This is a genomic window from Kitasatospora sp. NPDC091335, assembly GCF_044757205.1.
GTDB lineage: Bacteria > Actinomycetota > Actinomycetes > Streptomycetales > Streptomycetaceae > Kitasatospora.
Genome location: NZ_JBIVUM010000002.1, coordinates 673323 through 688394, shown reverse-complemented (window position 1 = coordinate 688394; position 15072 = coordinate 673323). Strand labels below are relative to the sequence as shown.

Annotated in this window: 13 protein-coding genes and 2 tRNA genes; 7 read left to right on the top strand and 8 right to left on the bottom strand. The window is 74.3% G+C overall.

The window, feature by feature from the left end; all coding sequences use genetic code 11:
- The first annotated feature begins 73 nt into the window (after window positions 1-73).
- From ACIQOW_RS07985 to ACIQOW_RS07975, 3 genes are all read left to right on the top strand, one after another.
- Window positions 74-871: a carbon-nitrogen family hydrolase gene (locus ACIQOW_RS07985; RefSeq protein ID WP_401080946.1), complete on the top strand. Its 798-nt coding sequence runs from the start codon at window positions 74-76 to the stop codon at window positions 869-871.
- Between the two features lie 160 nt (window positions 872-1031).
- Window positions 1032-2048: a GntR family transcriptional regulator gene (locus ACIQOW_RS07980; RefSeq protein WP_401080943.1), complete on the top strand. Its 1017-nt coding sequence runs from the start codon at window positions 1032-1034 to the stop codon at window positions 2046-2048.
- 117 nt (window positions 2049-2165) lie between these two features.
- The gene (locus ACIQOW_RS07975; protein WP_188299854.1) at window positions 2166-2813 is read left to right on the top strand and encodes a hypothetical protein; all 648 of its coding nucleotides are present in this window, start codon (window positions 2166-2168) and stop codon (window positions 2811-2813) included.
- A gap of 58 nt (window positions 2814-2871) precedes the next feature.
- Here the strand turns inward: ACIQOW_RS07975 and ACIQOW_RS07970 are convergent, their stop codons facing one another.
- Entirely contained in the window at window positions 2872-3657 is a 786-nt protein-coding gene (locus ACIQOW_RS07970) for an SLATT domain-containing protein (RefSeq protein ID WP_317620366.1), read from the bottom strand.
- Between the two features lie 365 nt (window positions 3658-4022).
- On the opposite strand from ACIQOW_RS07970, the gene purD reads away from it, so the two are divergent.
- The 4 genes from purD (at window position 4023) to ACIQOW_RS07950 (ending at window position 10274) form a co-directional block, all read left to right on the top strand.
- Complete coding sequence (gene purD / locus ACIQOW_RS07965) at window positions 4023-5270, top strand: phosphoribosylamine--glycine ligase (RefSeq protein ID WP_401080938.1); 1248 nt, start codon at window positions 4023-4025, stop codon at window positions 5268-5270.
- Between the two features lie 650 nt (window positions 5271-5920).
- Window positions 5921-7519 (top strand): hypothetical protein, encoded by a 1599-nt coding sequence (locus tag ACIQOW_RS07960; protein ID WP_401080935.1) that lies wholly within the window; start codon window positions 5921-5923, stop codon window positions 7517-7519.
- Window positions 7520-7747: 228 nt separating this feature from the next.
- Window positions 7748-9286, top strand: a complete 1539-nt coding sequence (locus ACIQOW_RS07955) for a N,N-dimethylformamidase beta subunit family domain-containing protein (RefSeq protein WP_401080932.1) — start codon at window positions 7748-7750, stop codon at window positions 9284-9286.
- Window positions 9287-9374: 88 nt separating this feature from the next.
- Window positions 9375-10274, top strand: coding sequence for a phosphoribosylaminoimidazolesuccinocarboxamide synthase (locus tag ACIQOW_RS07950; RefSeq protein WP_401080929.1), 900 nt, complete (start codon window positions 9375-9377; stop codon window positions 10272-10274).
- Between the two features lie 34 nt (window positions 10275-10308).
- Here the strand turns inward: ACIQOW_RS07950 and ACIQOW_RS07945 are convergent, their stop codons facing one another.
- From ACIQOW_RS07945 to ACIQOW_RS07915, 7 genes are all read right to left on the bottom strand, one after another.
- Window positions 10309-10932 carry a response regulator gene (locus tag ACIQOW_RS07945; RefSeq protein ID WP_401080926.1) on the bottom strand — a complete coding sequence of 208 codons (624 nt, stop codon included), beginning with the start codon at window positions 10930-10932 and terminating at the stop codon, window positions 10309-10311.
- Between the two features lie 34 nt (window positions 10933-10966).
- Window positions 10967-12196, bottom strand: coding sequence for a sensor histidine kinase (locus ACIQOW_RS07940; RefSeq protein WP_401080923.1), 1230 nt, complete (start codon window positions 12194-12196; stop codon window positions 10967-10969).
- A gap of 113 nt (window positions 12197-12309) precedes the next feature.
- Window positions 12310-13146: an ABC transporter permease gene (locus ACIQOW_RS07935; protein ID WP_401080919.1), complete on the bottom strand. Its 837-nt coding sequence runs from the start codon at window positions 13144-13146 to the stop codon at window positions 12310-12312.
- Window positions 13143-14153: an ABC transporter ATP-binding protein gene (locus tag ACIQOW_RS07930; protein ID WP_401080916.1), complete on the bottom strand. Its 1011-nt coding sequence runs from the start codon at window positions 14151-14153 to the stop codon at window positions 13143-13145. The genes ACIQOW_RS07935 and ACIQOW_RS07930 overlap by 4 nt, the downstream gene beginning before the upstream one ends.
- Before the next feature lie 155 nt (window positions 14154-14308).
- Window positions 14309-14381, bottom strand: a tRNA-Gly gene (locus ACIQOW_RS07925).
- 39 nt (window positions 14382-14420) lie between these two features.
- A tRNA-Gly gene (locus ACIQOW_RS07920) sits at window positions 14421-14493 on the bottom strand.
- 143 nt (window positions 14494-14636) lie between these two features.
- Window positions 14637-14954: an Lsr2 family protein gene (locus ACIQOW_RS07915; RefSeq protein WP_030056585.1), complete on the bottom strand. Its 318-nt coding sequence runs from the start codon at window positions 14952-14954 to the stop codon at window positions 14637-14639.
- Between the last annotated feature and the right edge of the window lie 118 nt (window positions 14955-15072).

The following is a 15072-nucleotide window of genomic DNA, read 5'->3' as shown; positions in this document are numbered from 1 at the left end:
TACGCTGCCGGGAGACAGCTGGGCAGCGCTTTCGGGTGACGATCGTAGGTCTCTTGCCTTGGACGGTGGTACTGTGCGCGCTTCATTGATCCAACTCGCGGTCTCCGACGCGGAGCCGCCCGCCGAGCGGAGGGCTCGGGCGGCGGCCCTGGTACGGGCCCAGCAGGGCGCCGATCTGGTGGTGCTCCCCGAGCTGTGGCCGCTCGGCGGCTTCGCCTACGACCTCTGGTCGGACGGCGCGGAGACGCTGGACGGGCCCACCTCGGACGCGATGTCGGCCGCCGCCAGGGCCGCCGGGGTCTGGCTGCACGCCGGTTCGATCGTCGAGCGCGACCCGGACGGGCCGATCTACAACACCTCGCTGCTGTTCTCCCCGGACGGCGAGCTGGCGCACACCTACCGCAAGATCCACCGCTTCGGCTTCGACACCGGCGAGGCGGTGGTGATGGGCGCCGGGCAGGAGATCGTCACCGCGCCCACCGACTTCGCCACGCTGGGCCTGGCCACCTGCTACGACCTGCGCTTCCCCGAGCTGTTCCGGGCGCTGCTGGACGCCGGCTCGCAGCTGCTGGTGGTCCCGTCGGCCTGGCCGGCCAGGCGGCGCGAGCACTGGACGCTGCTGGCCAGGGCCCGGGCGGTGGAGGAGCAGTGCTTCGTGCTGGGCTGCAACACGGCCGGGACGCACGCCGGGGTCGAGCAGGCCGGGTACAGCCTCGTGGTGGACCCGTGGGGCCGGGTGCTGGCCGAGGCGGGGGCCGGCGAGGAGGTCCTGACGGTCGAGTTCGACCCCGCCGAGGTGGCCAAGGCGCGCGAGGAGTTCCCGGTGCTGCGGGACCGCCTGCTGGGGATTCCGGCGCCGGTCCAGCGCTGAGCCGGAGCGGGGCGGGAGCGGGCCGGGACGCGGCGGAGGGCGTTCCGGGAGGGTTGGTTCGTACCTGGGCCGGTCGGGTTTGAGAAGATGAGCACTCGTCGTGTTCCCCGCCGGCCCGTAGGAGGGCCGGCACGGTAGGCCGCCCGAGGAGGTCGCGCCCATGCCTGGCAACGGCGCAGGCGACACCCCCCGCCCCGTCATCCAACGCAACAGCCTGCGCGAGCAGATCGCCGGCGCGCTGCGAGAGGAGATGATGGCCGGCCGCCTGGCGGCCGGCCGCAACTTCACCGTCAAGGAGATCGCCGAGCTGTACGGCGTCTCGGCGACCCCGGCCCGCGAGGCCCTGGTCGACCTCGGCGCACAGGGCCTGCTGCGGGCCGAGCACCACCGCGGCTTCACCGTGCCCGAGCTGGGCTGGGACGACTTCCTGGAGATCTTCGAGTCCCGGGTGCTGATCACCGACAGCTTCCACCGCCAGTACGCCACCCGCCGTGCGCTGCCCGACCTCAGCCGGCTGTCCTCGCTGCACCGCAGGGCGGACGCGGCGGTGCGGGCCGCCAGGGCCGGGAACCTGGACGTGATGGTGGGCTGCGACCGCCGGTTCTGGCAGGAGGTCGGCGGGCTGCTCGGCAACCGTCGGATCGCCGACTACCTGGACTGGCTGCGGGTGCAGTCCTGGATGTTCGCCGCGCGCTACCTGCGGGAGCTGCCCGCGCTGGGCGGGCTGTGTTGGGATCGGCACCCGGACCTGGTCGAGGCGATCGAGGCCCGCGACCCGCTCGGTGCGCACCGGATCATCTGCGAGTACAACCTGTACACCGTCCGGCTGCTGGCCGGGCTGGCCGGGCAGCCGCTGGAGTCGGTGACCGTCCTGGGGCTGCTCACCGAGTTCGTCGGGGAGGAGCCGCCGCCGGGGCCGGCCGAGCCGCCGCCCGCGTCACCGGCCCCGCCGGCGTCGGCCGCCGAGCCCGCCGCCGAGCCCGGTGCGGCCCGCGGCGAGCGGAGCCGCCGCAGCGACGAGGTGGGCCGGGAACTGGGCCGGGAACTCGGACTGGGCCTCGGCCTGGTGCCGCAGCCCCGCGTGGTGTCGTACGGCCGGTTCGGCCGGCGGCTGGCCGAACCGCCGCCGGAGGGTCCGCGGGGACGGCCGGGTCCGCCCGCGGCACCGGGCCGGTAGGGTGGGCGGGCGTCGGACCTGACGCCCTGTGCAAGGGCCGTCCTGGTACCGGCCCAGCCCCCGTCGTCGCCCCGCCTCCGCGGGCGATTCCCGCCGTCCGGAGAGGAACTGCCGGCCATGGCCTGCGACCTCTGGCTCGTCCCGCTGGTGGACGTGCTGAGCCACAGCCCCGACAACCCCTTCCGGGACGACCTCGCGCTCTACAACTCGGTGCTGGCCTCGAACGGGCTGCCCGAGGTGCCGGTCTACCGGTTCGTCCCCGGCATCAGCGGTGCGGTCGAGCCGATGGCGGCCTTCGACTACGACTCGCTGCACTTCCTGCGCCGCGCCTACCTGCTGGGCCTCACCGGTCTGGACATCACCCCGGTCGACGCGCTCGGCAGCGACTACGAGCAGCTGCTGGAGATGTTCGAGAGCAGCGCCGAACAGTCGCACCTGGTCTGGCACTTCGACCACGCCGGCGCGTACGTGCCGGTCGAGTTCGCGGTGCCGCTGGTGGACGACGCGCTGCTCGCCTCCGGTGGCCCGCTCGGCTCCAGCCACGGGCTGCTGCGTGAACTCCAGGCCGTCGCACCGGCGCTGGGCATCGACCCGCTCAACCCCCCGGACCCGACCCGGCCGCTCGGGCCGACCGGCCTGGAGCAGCCGTTCGGACCGCCGATCGACGACGTCCACCCCTTCGCCAGGGAGCGGCACGCCTGGTCGGGCCTGTACGCGGCGGCGACCAGGAGCGTCACCCAGGGCTCGATGATCGTCTTCGCCTAGCCCTGAGGGCTGCCCCCTGAGGGCTGAGCCCCGAAGGCCGGCCCCCGGCCGCTGAGCGCTACCGCAGCGGCCCCTCCGGCGGCCGCTGGCGCGGCATCGTCGGCCGGGTGCCGGGCGGCGGCAGCACCCGCACCTGGGCGCCCACCCCGGGCTCGGTGCGCCCGCCCCAGGCGCCGGCGGACTGGGTGGGCAGCTGGGTCATCGAGGCGCGGAACTCCAGCATCCACTCCGAGGTCTCGGAGCGGACCATGTCCGAGACGTCCTCGCAGAACCGGCGCAGCACGCCCAGGCAGCGCTCGGCGGCCTCGCCCGCGGTGCCCTCGGTCGGGCCGAGCACCTCGCGCACGCACTCCGACGCCCAGTCGAACTGGAAGGCCTCCAGACGGCGTTGCAGCGCCTGCCCGGTGGAGATGTCCCGCATCCAGCCCGAGGTGAGGCCGAAGACCCGGTCGGTGGCGAGGCAGGCGGCGGAGAGCGCGAAGCCGACGTAGCCCCAGTCGGTGCCGTGCGCGAACCTGCCGGTCAGGCCGACCAGCGGGACGATCACCCCGCCCGCCGCGAAGCCGGCCGCGCCGAACCGCAGCAGGCGCGCCCAGCGGCGCTTCCAGATCCGGTCCCTGCGGTACCACTCGATCGCCTCGACCGCCCGCTCCTCCGACCAGCGGTAGAGCTCCTCCAGCCGCTCGGCGGGCTCGCCCCAGTCCCCGAGCGGGAACTGGCGGGTGCTCAGATCGGCTCGGCGGCGGGTGGAGGCCCGTCGGACGACGGCTGCGGCGGGCTGGTCCTCCTCACCGATCTCCTTGCCCCAGGCACTCTCCTCGGGCTGCATTTCCGGCTGGCTCACCTGTGGGGCTCCCTGTGGCGGGCGGGCTGCTGGTCTGTCGGCGCATCGGCTGACGTGGTGTCCGCCGTGGTTGTCCAACAGCACTTCTTACCGCCAAATGGCTGACCATGGGGGCGCTTCTCCGTTGATCGTTACCGGTTTCGGCCACCGGAACCCGTGGTGAGCGGGTTGCGGGAGGCGGCGAGATTTCACCCGTCCGAGCGAGGGTCCGGTGACCAGGCGTCGTGACCCGGCCACCCACCGCCGAACCGGCCCCGTCCGGGCTGGAGGATCCTCCGGCCCGCTCGGTGTACGGAGGGGTTCCGTCGGAGGATCGGACGGGACCGGAGAGCGGCCGGAACAGGCCACCGACTACGCTGCCAGGCGTGAAGGTCCTCGTCATCGGCGGCGGCGCCCGCGAACACGCCCTGTGCCGCTCTCTGTCCCAAGATCCCGTAGTGACCGAACTCCACTGTGCCCCGGGCAACGCCGGGATCGCACAGGTGGCGACGGTCCACCCGGTCGACCAGCTGGACGGTGCGCAGGTCGCCGCGCTGGCCGGCCGGCTCGGCGCCGGCCTGGTGGTGGTCGGCCCGGAGGCCCCGCTGGTCGCCGGCGTCGCCGACGCCGTGCGCGCGGCCGGCGTCCCGGTGTTCGGCCCGTCCGCCGCGGCCGCGCAGCTGGAGGGTTCGAAGGCGTTCGCCAAGGACGTGATGGCCGCGGCGGGCGTCCCCACCGCGCGCTCCTACGTCTGCACCACCGTCGCCGAGGCCGCCGAGGCGCTGGACGCCTTCGGCGCCCCGTACGTGGTCAAGGACGACGGGCTGGCCGCCGGCAAGGGCGTCGTGGTCACCTCCGACCGCGAGGCCGCGCTGGCGCACGCCGCCGCCTGCGAGCGCGTGGTCATCGAGGAGTACCTGGACGGCCCCGAGGTGTCGCTGTTCGCGATCACCGACGGCACCACCGTCGTCCCGCTCCAGCCCGCCCAGGACTTCAAGCGCGCGCTGGACGGCGACGAGGGTCCCAACACCGGCGGCATGGGCGCCTACTCGCCGCTGCCGTGGGCGCCGGACGGGCTGGTCGAGGAGGTCCTGGAGACCGTCCTCCAGCCGACCGTGGACGAGCTGCGCCACCGCGGCACCGAGTTCTCCGGCCTGCTGTACGCGGGCCTGGCGCTCACCTCGCGCGGCACCAGGGTGATCGAGTTCAACGCCCGCTTCGGCGACCCGGAGACCCAGGTCGTGCTGGCCCGGCTGCGCACCCCGCTGGCGGGCGTGCTGCTGGCCTCCGCCGAGGGCACCCTGGACCAGCTGGAGCCGCTGCGCTGGGACGAGGGCGCGGCCGTCACCGTGGTCGTCGCCTCCGAGGGCTACCCGGAAGCCCCGCGCACCGGCGACCCGATCGAGGGCCTGGCCGAGGCCGAGGCGGACGGCACCGCGTTCGTGCTGCACGCCGGGACGAAGGCGGACGGGGACGGCCGGGTGCTGAGCGCCGGCGGCCGCGTCCTGTCGGTCACCGCGACCGGCACCGACCTGGCCGAGGCCAGGGACCGCGCGTACGCCGCCGTGGACCGGATCTCCCTCAAGGGTGGTCAGCACCGCACCGACATCGCGCTGAAGGCGGCCACCGGCTGAGGCCCCTCCTCGCGCTCCCCGCGGCCCCCGTGCGAACCGTTCGCACGGGGGCCGCGGTGCGTGACGGCCCGGGGCGGCGCAGGGCGGGCGGGCCCGGCCCCGGGAGAGTCCGAAGGGCCTGCCGCGCCCCGGCAGGGGCGGGCGGGACCCGAACAAACCGCCGACCAACCCCATGGGCCCAGCGCCCCCGGCATATCGGGACCGGAGTGGCTGCGAGGACGCACGCACCGTTCGGCCGACGGATTCCAGCCCATCGGGTGATAGCACCCGCATCCGGCTGACGTAACCGGGCGCCCGGCCGTATGGTGCGCTGGATCGCGATGTGCGGGGCCCGTGCGCCGGGGGCGCCGCCGGGTAGCGCTGCTCCCACGGGGGGATGCTGGACGGCGTCCGGCCGGGCGGTCGTCCGGGTGCTTCGCACCGGACCGGTGGTCGGCGTCCGGAATTCGGGCGATGTCACCGGGACGAGTGGAAACCGAGGCGATCCGGAACGCCCACCCGGACCGGGGCGTCGAAAATGTCAGTAGCGCCACGCACCATGCACTACCGGGGATCGGACGCCTCCGCTTCCCGGTCGGAACTGATCGTTTCGAGTCGGCTCAGGGCCCGAAGCCGGGCGCCCGAGGGCTCCGAAGGGGGTGCCGCACCGTATGGCCGTAGTCGACACCGCGCGCGCTCACGCCCAGGCGGTCCTGCGGGTCCGAGGCCTCGCCCTGGCCGCAGCCGCCCTGCCCACCGCCGTCGCGGTGGTCCTGCTCGCGGGCCGGTCCACCGGCCGGATCGGCGCGCCGGGGGCCGCCGACGCCGCCGGGTGGGACATCGCCCGCTGGGCGGTCTGCGCCGTCGCGGCGCTGACCCTGCTGGTGGCGGGGCTGACCGCCCGCGCCCTGCGCCGGGCCGTCCCGCCACGGACCCCGGCCGTTCCGCTGGACCGCGCAGAGGCTCCCGAGCTGTACCGGCTGACCGACGAACTGGCCGCTCGGCTGGACGTCCCCGCGCCCTCCGCGGTCGCCCTCACCCCGGACTGCGACAGCTGGCTGGAGGACGTCCCGCCGGCCCGGCGGACGTCCCCGCCGCGGTCGCGCCGGCCGCGGCCGGCCCCCGGGGCGCCCGCCCCCGTCCTGGTGATCGGCTCGCCCTTCCTGTGGTGGATGCGGGCCGGAGAGCTGCGCGCCCTGCTCGCCCCCGTGGTGGCCGGCACCGCCGCCTCCGCGGACCCGGAGATCGCCGCTGCCCGCCGCTTCCTGCGCAGCCTGGACGCCTGTCTGGACTCCGGCGGCGGCGTGGCCCCCGGCCTCGGCGGCGGCACCCTGGCCGGACCGCCCCGGCCGGCCGGGCGGGGTCCGGCCGCGCTCGCCGACCGGGTCGCCCGCAGGGTCGCCCGCCGTCTGCTCGGCGCCTGCCGGGGCCACTCCGCCGAGCTGGAGCGCTCGGTCGCGAGCTGGGCCTCCGAGCAGGCCAGGACGGTCGACTACGGCCTGCGGATCGCCGCCCAGGAACAGGTCGGCCTCGCCTACGCCGGCTGGGACCGGCTGCTCACCCGGGTCGCGCTGCCCGCCTGGCGGCTCGGCCGCCATCCGGCCCACCTCAACGCCGGGGTGGTCGCCGCCCTCACCGAGCTGTCCCGCCGCGACCGGCTGGCCGACGGCTACGGCAGCCGGCTCGGCGACCGCCCCGCCTGCGACCTGCTGGAGGATCCGGGCACCGTCGACCGGGCGGTCTCCAGGCTCGCCGCCGAACTGTTCTTCGGCCGCCCGCCGGCCGGCAGCTGGCACGAGCTGGAGTGGGCCGACTACCCGGCCGAGGTGGTGGACGCCGGCTGGCGGGCGGGCGCCGCCACCCTCCAGACCGCCCTGGACCGGCTCGCCCCGCAGCCCCGTCCGGGGGCCCCGACCCTCACCCGGCTGCTGGGCCGGCTCGCCGAGGGCGACGGCGAACTGCTGGCCGCCGCGCTCGCCGCCCGGTCGGCCCGCACCACCGCCCCGGTCCCGCTGCTCGAACCCGAGCGCAGCGGCCGCGACCGGCTGGTCGACCACGTCACCGCGATGGTCTGCTGCGCCGCCGTGGACACCGCGGGCGGCGCCCCCGGCCTGGACTGGCTGGACGGTCCGGTGCTGCTGCTCGGCGGCGTCCGCCGCACCGACCTGGCCGGCCCGGTCGCCCAGGCCGTCGAGCAGGGCCAGGACGGGCCGCTGCGCGCCTGGCTGGACGCCGCCGACGTCCGGCTGGAGAAACCCGTCCGCCTCTGACGTCCCAGGTGCCCCAGGAGGGCGCTCGGCGCCCCCGCGCGCGCCCCCGATTCGATCGGCCGCCGGAAGTCTTCGCAGGCCGGAGGCCCTCTCCGGGAGGCGCGCGAGATTCCCCGCCCCAATCGCTGCCGGAGGGTGACGTGACGGCAGCACTCTGTGGTGTATTAGAGCGCACGCACATCCGGGGGGCACGTGCCAACCGGGCGGAAGTGCATCTGGGAGGGGCGCGTGGGGACCGAACTCAACCGCCGCTGGGAGTCGGGGACGCACGCCTACAGCGTCTCCGACCCCTTCGGCCAGGGCCCGCTGCCCTGGCTGCGCAGCCCGGACCAGTACCTCGCGGGGGCGGAGGGCGCCGTCCCCTGGTACGTCTCGGTGGACGCGCCGGGCCAGCAGTCGCTGACCGCGGGCACCCGGCCCAAGCCGCCGGTCGGCACCCCGCAGGGCGCCAACGACGTGGACCAGCAGATCAAGGGCTTCGCCTCGGCCGGGGTGGTCCGTCCCGGCGGCTCGGTGGACTTCCGGGTCACCGTCAACCCGCCCCGCGAGTTCACCGTGAACGTCTTCCGGATCGGCCACTACGGCGGCGACGGCGCCCGCCACATGACCTCCAGCCCGAACATCGCCGGACTCGTCCAGCCCGCCCCGCTGGTGGTGGACCGGACGGTCTCCTGCCACCACTGGTGGCACTCCTGGCGGCAGCAGATCCCGGCCCACTGGAAGCCCGGCGCGTACGTCGCCGTGCTGACCACCGCCGACATGCTGCACCGCAGCCACATCCCGTTCACCGTCCGGGACTTCGAGGATCAGGGGCGCGCCGCCGAGCTGCTCCTGGTGCTCCCGGACGTGACCTGGCAGGCGTACAACCTGTTCCCCGAGGACGGCCGGACCGGTGCCAGCCTCTACCACGCCTGGGACGGCCGGGGCGGGCTGGTCGGCGAGCCGGAGGCGGCCGTCACGGTCTCCTTCGACCGCCCGCACGCCACCGCCGGGCTGCCGCTGCACGTCGGCCACGCCTACGACTTCATCCGCTGGGCCGAGCGCTTCGGCTACGACCTCTCGTACGCCACCGCCGGCGACCTGCACGCCGGCCTGGTGGACGCGTCCGGGTACCGGGCGCTGGTCTTCCCCGGGCACGACGAGTACTGGTCGGAGCCGATGCGCCGGGCCGCCGAGCGGGCCAGGGACGACGGCACCTCGCTGGTGTTCCTCTCCGCCAACACCATGTACTGGCGGGTCGAGCTGACCGCCGCCGCCTCCGGCGAGCCCCACCGGCTGCTCAACTGCCGCAAGCGGCAGAAGGTCCGGCCGGGCAGCACGGCCGCGGGGGTGCCCGGTGCGGCCAGCGCGCTGTGGCGGGACGCGGGGGAGCCCGAGCAGCACCTGCTCGGGGTGCAGTACTCGGGGCGGGTCGCCGCGCCCGTCCCGCTGGTGGCCAGGCACACCGCGCACTGGCTGTGGGACGGCACCGGCCTCCAGGAGGGCGAGGAGCTGCCAGGGCTGGTCGCCGGGGAGGCGGACCGCTACTACCCCAAGGTGGCGCTGCCCGAGCACGTCGAGCGGGTGCTGCTGGCGCACTCGCCGTACCAGGACCCGGCCGGCCGCACCCGCTACCAGGAGACCTCGCTGTACCGGGCGCCCAGCGGCGCGTACGTCTTCGCGGCCGGCACCTTCGCCTGGTCGCCCGCGCTGGGCCGCCCCGGGCTGACCGACGAGCGGATCCAGCGGGCCACCGCCAACCTGCTGGACCGGCTCTGCAAGAACTAGCGTGCGGTGGTCGTGAAAGACTGCGGGGGCAGTGACCTCCCCTTTCGCGGTGCCCCTGCCCGTGAACGACCCCTGAGGACTGAACACCTTGAGCGGATTTGTCACCAAGCCCGAGCCGGTCCAGGTACCCGGCCTGGTCCACCTGCACACCGGCAAGGTGCGCGACCTCTACCGCACCGGGTCGGGTGAGCTGGTCATGGTGGCCAGCGACCGGACGTCCGCCCACGACTGGGTGCTGCCGAACGAGATCCCCGACAAGGGCCGCGTCCTCACCCAGCTGTCGCTGTGGTGGTTCGAGCGGATCGCCGACATCGTCCCCAACCACGTGATCTCCACCGAGGTCCCGGCCGGTGCCCCGGCCGACTGGAAGGGCCGCACGCTGGTCTGCCGCAGCCTGGAGATGATCCCGGTCGAGGCGGTCGCCCGCGGCTACCTGGCCGGCTCCGGCCTGGCCGAGTACCAGGAGAGCCGCACGGTCTGCGGCATCGCGCTGCCGGAGGGCCTGGAGAACAGCTCCGAGCTGCCCGCCCCGATCTACACCCCGGCGCTCAAGGCCGAGGTCGGCGAGCACGACGAGAACGTCTCCTACGAGGAGACCGCCCGCCGGATCGGCGCCGAGCTCGCCGCCCGGCTGCGCCGCACCACCCTGGACGTCTACGCCCGGGCCCGGGACATCGCCCGCGAGCGCGGCATCATCCTGGCCGACACCAAGTTCGAGTTCGGCCTGCTGGACGGCGAGCTGGTGATCGGCGACGAGGTGCTCACCCCGGACTCCTCCCGCTACTGGCCCGCCGACCGGTGGCAGCCCGGCCACTCGCAGCCGTCCTTCGACAAGCAGCTGATCCGCGACTGGTTGGTCTCCCCGGCCTCCGGCTGGGACCGCTACAGCGAGCAGCCGCCGCCGGCGCTGCCGGCCGAGATCGTCGAGCAGACCCGTGCCAAGTACATCGAGGTGTACGAGCGGCTGACCGGCACCACCTGGGCCTGACGCCGCGGCGACGCCCGCGGGCGACGGCGGTGGCTCAGATCCAGCCGTGCTCGCGGGCGATCCGCACCGCCGCGTGCCGGTTCTCCGCGCCGAGCTTGGTGGCCGCGGAGGACAGGTAGTTGCGCACGGTGCCCTGGGAGAGCGAGGCCCGCTCGGCGATCTCGGCGATCGGGGTGCCGTCGGCGGCCAGCTCCAGGACGTCCGTCTCGCGCGGGGTCAGCGGGGTCTCGCCGGCGCTGATCGCGTCGGCGGCCAGCTCCGGGTCCACGTACCGGCCGCCGGAGCGCACGGTGCGGATGATGCCGGCCAGGTCCGCCGCCGAGACGGTCTTCGGCAGGAAGCCGCGCACCCCCACCTCCAGCGCCCGCTTCAGGTAGCCGGGGCGGCCGTGCCCGGTGACGATCATGCAGCGGCAGTCCGGCAGCAGCAGCCGCAGCTGGGCGGCCACCTCGATGCCGTCCTTGCCCGGCATCTGGAGGTCCAGCACCGCGACGTCCGGGCGGTGCGACTGGGCCATCGCCAGCGCCTCGGTCCCCGAGCCGGCCTGGGCGACCACCTCGATGTCGTCCTCCAGCGAGAGCAGCGCGGCCAGCGCGCCCCGGATCAGGTGCTCGTCGTCGGCGAGCAGGACGCGGACGGGCACGGCGTTCTCGGTCATCGGGCGGGCCTTCCTCGGCGTTCTTCGAACGGGCTCAGCACGGCAGCGGGACGGTGGCGAGCATCCGGAAGACGCCCGCCCCGGCGGGCGCCACGGTCAGCTCGCCGTCGTGGGCGGCGAGCCGCTCGCGCAGTCCGCGCAGCCCGGTGCCGCTGCCCTGGGAGGGGAACGGGATCTCGGGCACCCCGTCATTCTCCAGTTCCAGCACGGCCCGTCCGTCCTCGGTCCGCAGCCGGATCAGACAGTGGCCGGCCTCGCTGTGCCGCAGCACGTTGGTGGTGGCCTCGCGGATCACCCAGCCGAACACCGACTGGACCCGGGCAGGCAGCTCGTCGGCGTGCTCGCCGAGGTCGATCTCGCAGGCGACGTCGGCCGAGCGCAGCACCGCGCGGGCGCCGATCGCCTCGGCGTGCAGGTCGGCGGTGCGGTAGCCGCGGATGACGTCCCTGACCTCGCGCTGCGACTCCTGGGCGATCTTCTGCACCTCGGCCATCTGGTCGGCGGCCTCCGCACGGCCCCGGCGGGCGAGCTGCACGGCGAGTTCGCTCTTCAGCGCGATGGTGGTGAGGTTGCGGCCCATCACGTCGTGCAGGTCGCGGGAGAAGCGCAGCCGCTCCTCGGCGACGGCCAGCCGGGACTGTGCCTCGCGGGCGGCGTCCAGCTCCCAGACGATCGAGGTCAGCCAGGCGAAGCTGCGGCAGCTGGCGCCGAGGAAGGCCATGCCGATGGTCAGCCCGGTCAGGTAGCCGGCGGTGCTCGCGGTGTCGAGTCCGGCCAGAGCCGCGGCCGGGAGGACGGACGCCAGCATGCCCAGCCCGACGGCGGCGGCCCAGCGCGGGGTCAGCGCGACGCAGACCTGGCCGTGGGAGAAGAGCAGCAGGCTGCTGGTGACGAACAGGGTGAAGGGCAGGCCGCCCGGGTTCTCCGCACTGCCGTGGGAGGGCCCGAACAGCAGGACGGTCCAGGAGCCGGCCACCGCGAGGCCGACCGAGAGGGCGGTCCAGAGCAGGTGGTCGGCGGGGCGGCCCAGGTAGTGGTCGAGGGCGACCCGGTAGGCCCGCAGCAGCACCAGGGTGACGGCGAGTCCGATCAGCAGGGAGATCCGGACGGCGGGGATGTTCTCGGGCTGGTCGGCGACGCTCCCGGCGGAGATCAGGACGCTCGGAAGGACGAAGAGCGCCATCAGGTAGAGCGACCAGCGCAGGTACAGCTCGGTGCGCTGGGGTTTGCTCAGGCCCGTCCAGCCGTGAAGCGGTGACCGCATTCTCATTTTCTTCCGCCCCAGTTCGATCACGATCTTGCCGGTGTCTTCATATCAGAGGCGCAGAAGGCGCTCACCCAATGGATGAGCGCCTTCTGCGGGCAGTGACCTTCGGGTCAGCGACGCGGCTCCCAGCGGAAGTAGCGCACCGCTCCCCAGACCGCCAGGCCCAGCCAGATGGTCCCGGTGACCAGGTGCGAGCCGGCGGCGCCCCAGGAGCCGGCGAAGTCGGTCGCCGGGGCCGAGCCGTCGGTGCCGAACCAGCCGATCCGGATCAGCTGGAAGGCCGGGGTGGTCGGCAGCAGGCGGCAGACGTCGGCCACCTGGGAGGGCATGACCTCCAGCGGGACGAACAGGCCGGAGCCGAGCTGCATGACCAGCATGACCGGCAGGGTGGTGATGCCCGCGCTCTCCACGGTCTTGGTGAAGGCGCTGGACAGCGCGGCCAGGGCGATCATGGTGCCCAGCGCCAGCAGCAGGCCAGCCAGCATCAGCAGCGGGTTGACCGGGACGGCCAGGTGCAGGCCGAGGCTGCCGCCGATCCCGATCAGGGCGGCCATCAGCAGGCCGAGCGTGAGTGAGGGGACGGCCGTGCCGAGCAGGATCTCGATGTCCCTGGCCTCGCCGGTGCGCAGCCGCTTGAGGACCAGCTCACCGCGCCGCCCGACGTACGCGGCGGTCAGGTTGTAGTACACGACGAAGGCCAGGATCATCCCGACCGAGCCGTAGACCAGCAGCGAGTCGACGTCCAGCCCGGGGTTGGACTCGGCCTGCGCCGACAGCGCGCCCCGGAGGGTGAAGATCAGGAACAGCGGCAGCGCCAGGGCGGTGAACAGGGCCGTGCGGTTGCGCAGCAGCAGGGTGGCCTCGGCCCGGCCCAGGGCGAGCAGCCGGCGGACGGCGGTGCTCCGCGGACCAGCGATGGCGGCGGGGGCGGCGGCGGTGGTGGTCATCGGGCGGATCCGATCAGGCGGCGGCGGGCGGGACGGGAGGCGACGGCGGGCGCCTGCGGCGGGCTCTGGTGGGCGGCCTCGGAGGCGATCGCGAGGAAGGCCTCCTCCAGCGAGGCGCTGCGGGCGTCCAGGGCGCCGAGCGCGATCCCGTGGTGCCGGGCCCAGCCGAGCAGATCGGTGAGGGTGTCCTGGAGTCCGAGGGTCCGCACGGTGACCTTGCGGCCGTCGACGCCGAGTTCGGCCCCGGGCAGGACGGGCAGCGCGGTCCCGGTGAACTCGGGCAGTTCGAAGGTGATCCGGGAGGGGCGGTCGGCGATCACCTCGGCGACGGTGCCCGAGGTGACCACCCGGCCGCCGTGCATGATGGCCAGCCGGTCGGCCAGCTCCTCGGCCTCCTCCAGGTAGTGCGTGGTCAGCAGCACCGTGGTGCCCTGGGCGCGCAGCTCGCGGACCAGCCGCCAGACGGAGGCCCGCGCCTCCGGGTCGAGGCCGGTGCTGGGCTCGTCCAGGAAGAGCACCTCGGGCCGGCCGAGCAGGGCCATCGCGAGGTCCAGCCGGCGCTTCTCGCCGCCGGACAGCTGCTTGACCCGGACGTCCGCGCGGTGGCCGAGGCCGACCAGTTCCAGCGCCTCCGCCACCGGGCGGGCCCCGCTGGTCATCCCGGCCCAGACCCGGCCGGTCTCGGCGGCGGTGAGCTCGCCGGGGAAGCCGCCCTCCTGGAGCATGATGCCGATCCGCGGGCGGACGGCGTCGCGCTCCTTGAAGGGGTCCCGGCCGAGCACCCGGACGGTGCCGTCGGTGGGAGCGGCCAGGCCCTCGATGACCTCCATGGTGGAGGTCTTGCCGGCCCCGTTGGTGCCGAGCAGGGCGAAGAGCTCGCCGCGGCGGACGGTCAGGTCGACGCCGCGCACGGCGTGGTACCCGGTGGCGCCGCCGGCGTAGCGGCGGTGCAGGTCGGTGACCTCGATCACGTCTTCGCTGGGGCGGGAGGGCCGGCTCGTTTCCATGCCCCAAGCCTTCCGCCGACCGGGCCGGGCGGGCAGTGCGCGCCGTCATGACATCGCGGTGGGGACGCACGGATCGGCGATGACAAATGTCATGGGCCGATATGCGGGAGGGAATGCCGAAGGGCCCCCTCTTCCGAGGGGGCCCTTCGTATCTGAGCGGACGACGAGATTCGAACTCGCGACCCTCACCTTGGCAAGGTGATGCTCTACCAACTGAGCCACGTCCGCAGGTCAAACTATTGAGTTGTGCTGTGCTCGCGCACTGCGAGCGGACGACGAGATTCGAACTCGCGACCCTCACCTTGGCAAGGTGATGCTCTACCAACTGAGCCACGTCCGCACGGTGCCTGGTGGGGCACCCGCCGCCTCTCCGGATCTCTCCGTTGCGGCGACGAGGAATACTCTACAGCATCGTTCGGGGTGGTCGCCCCACCCTTTCGGTCCAGGCGGGCGGGGCGACCGGGGACCGGAGTCCCGCGCGGCTCAGTTCGCCTCGGCGAAGGCCTCGTACACGTGCTTGGGGATGCGGCCGCGGGCCGGCAGTTCCATCCCGCGGGACAGGGCCCAGGCGCGGACCGCGGCCGGGTCGGGGGTGAGGGCGGTGCGGCGGAACGACTTTCCGGTGCGGCTCTGCCGGCGGCCGGCGGCGACGAACGGAGCGAGGGCCTCCCGCAGCTTTTCCGCGTTGTCCACGGACAGGTCGATCTCGTACGACTTCCCGTCGACGCCGAAGTGGACGGTTTCCGCGGCGGCGCCGCCGTCCAGGTCGTCGGAGAGCGTGACAACTACACGCTGAGCCATGGGTGTCAATCCTCTCGGCAATTCGGCCACCGGTCCGCAGGGTCACGTCGGGGCCTGATGTGCACCAACTCGCGCAAGCACGTACGGGCAGGCCGGACGGCCCGCCTGATACGCAGCA

What these genes read in the sequence shown, in the direction of transcription:
- ACIQOW_RS07980 (WP_401080943.1), top strand. Translation starts at nt 1,032, where the DNA reads ATGCCTGGCAACGGCGCAGGCGACACCCCCCGCCCCGTCATCCAACGC.
- ACIQOW_RS07975 (WP_188299854.1), top strand. Translation starts at nt 2,166, where the DNA reads ATGGCCTGCGACCTCTGGCTCGTCCCGCTGGTGGACGTGCTGAGCCAC.
- ACIQOW_RS07960 (WP_401080935.1), top strand. Translation starts at nt 5,921, where the DNA reads ATGGCCGTAGTCGACACCGCGCGCGCTCACGCCCAGGCGGTCCTGCGG.
- ACIQOW_RS07945 (WP_401080926.1), bottom strand. Translation starts at nt 10,932, where the DNA reads ATGACCGAGAACGCCGTGCCCGTCCGCGTCCTGCTCGCCGACGACGAG.
- ACIQOW_RS07940 (WP_401080923.1), bottom strand. Translation starts at nt 12,196, where the DNA reads ATGCGGTCACCGCTTCACGGCTGGACGGGCCTGAGCAAACCCCAGCGC.
- ACIQOW_RS07935 (WP_401080919.1), bottom strand. Translation starts at nt 13,146, where the DNA reads ATGACCACCACCGCCGCCGCCCCCGCCGCCATCGCTGGTCCGCGGAGC.
- ACIQOW_RS07930 (WP_401080916.1), bottom strand. Translation starts at nt 14,153, where the DNA reads ATGGAAACGAGCCGGCCCTCCCGCCCCAGCGAAGACGTGATCGAGGTC.
- ACIQOW_RS07915 (WP_030056585.1), bottom strand. Translation starts at nt 14,954, where the DNA reads ATGGCTCAGCGTGTAGTTGTCACGCTCTCCGACGACCTGGACGGCGGC.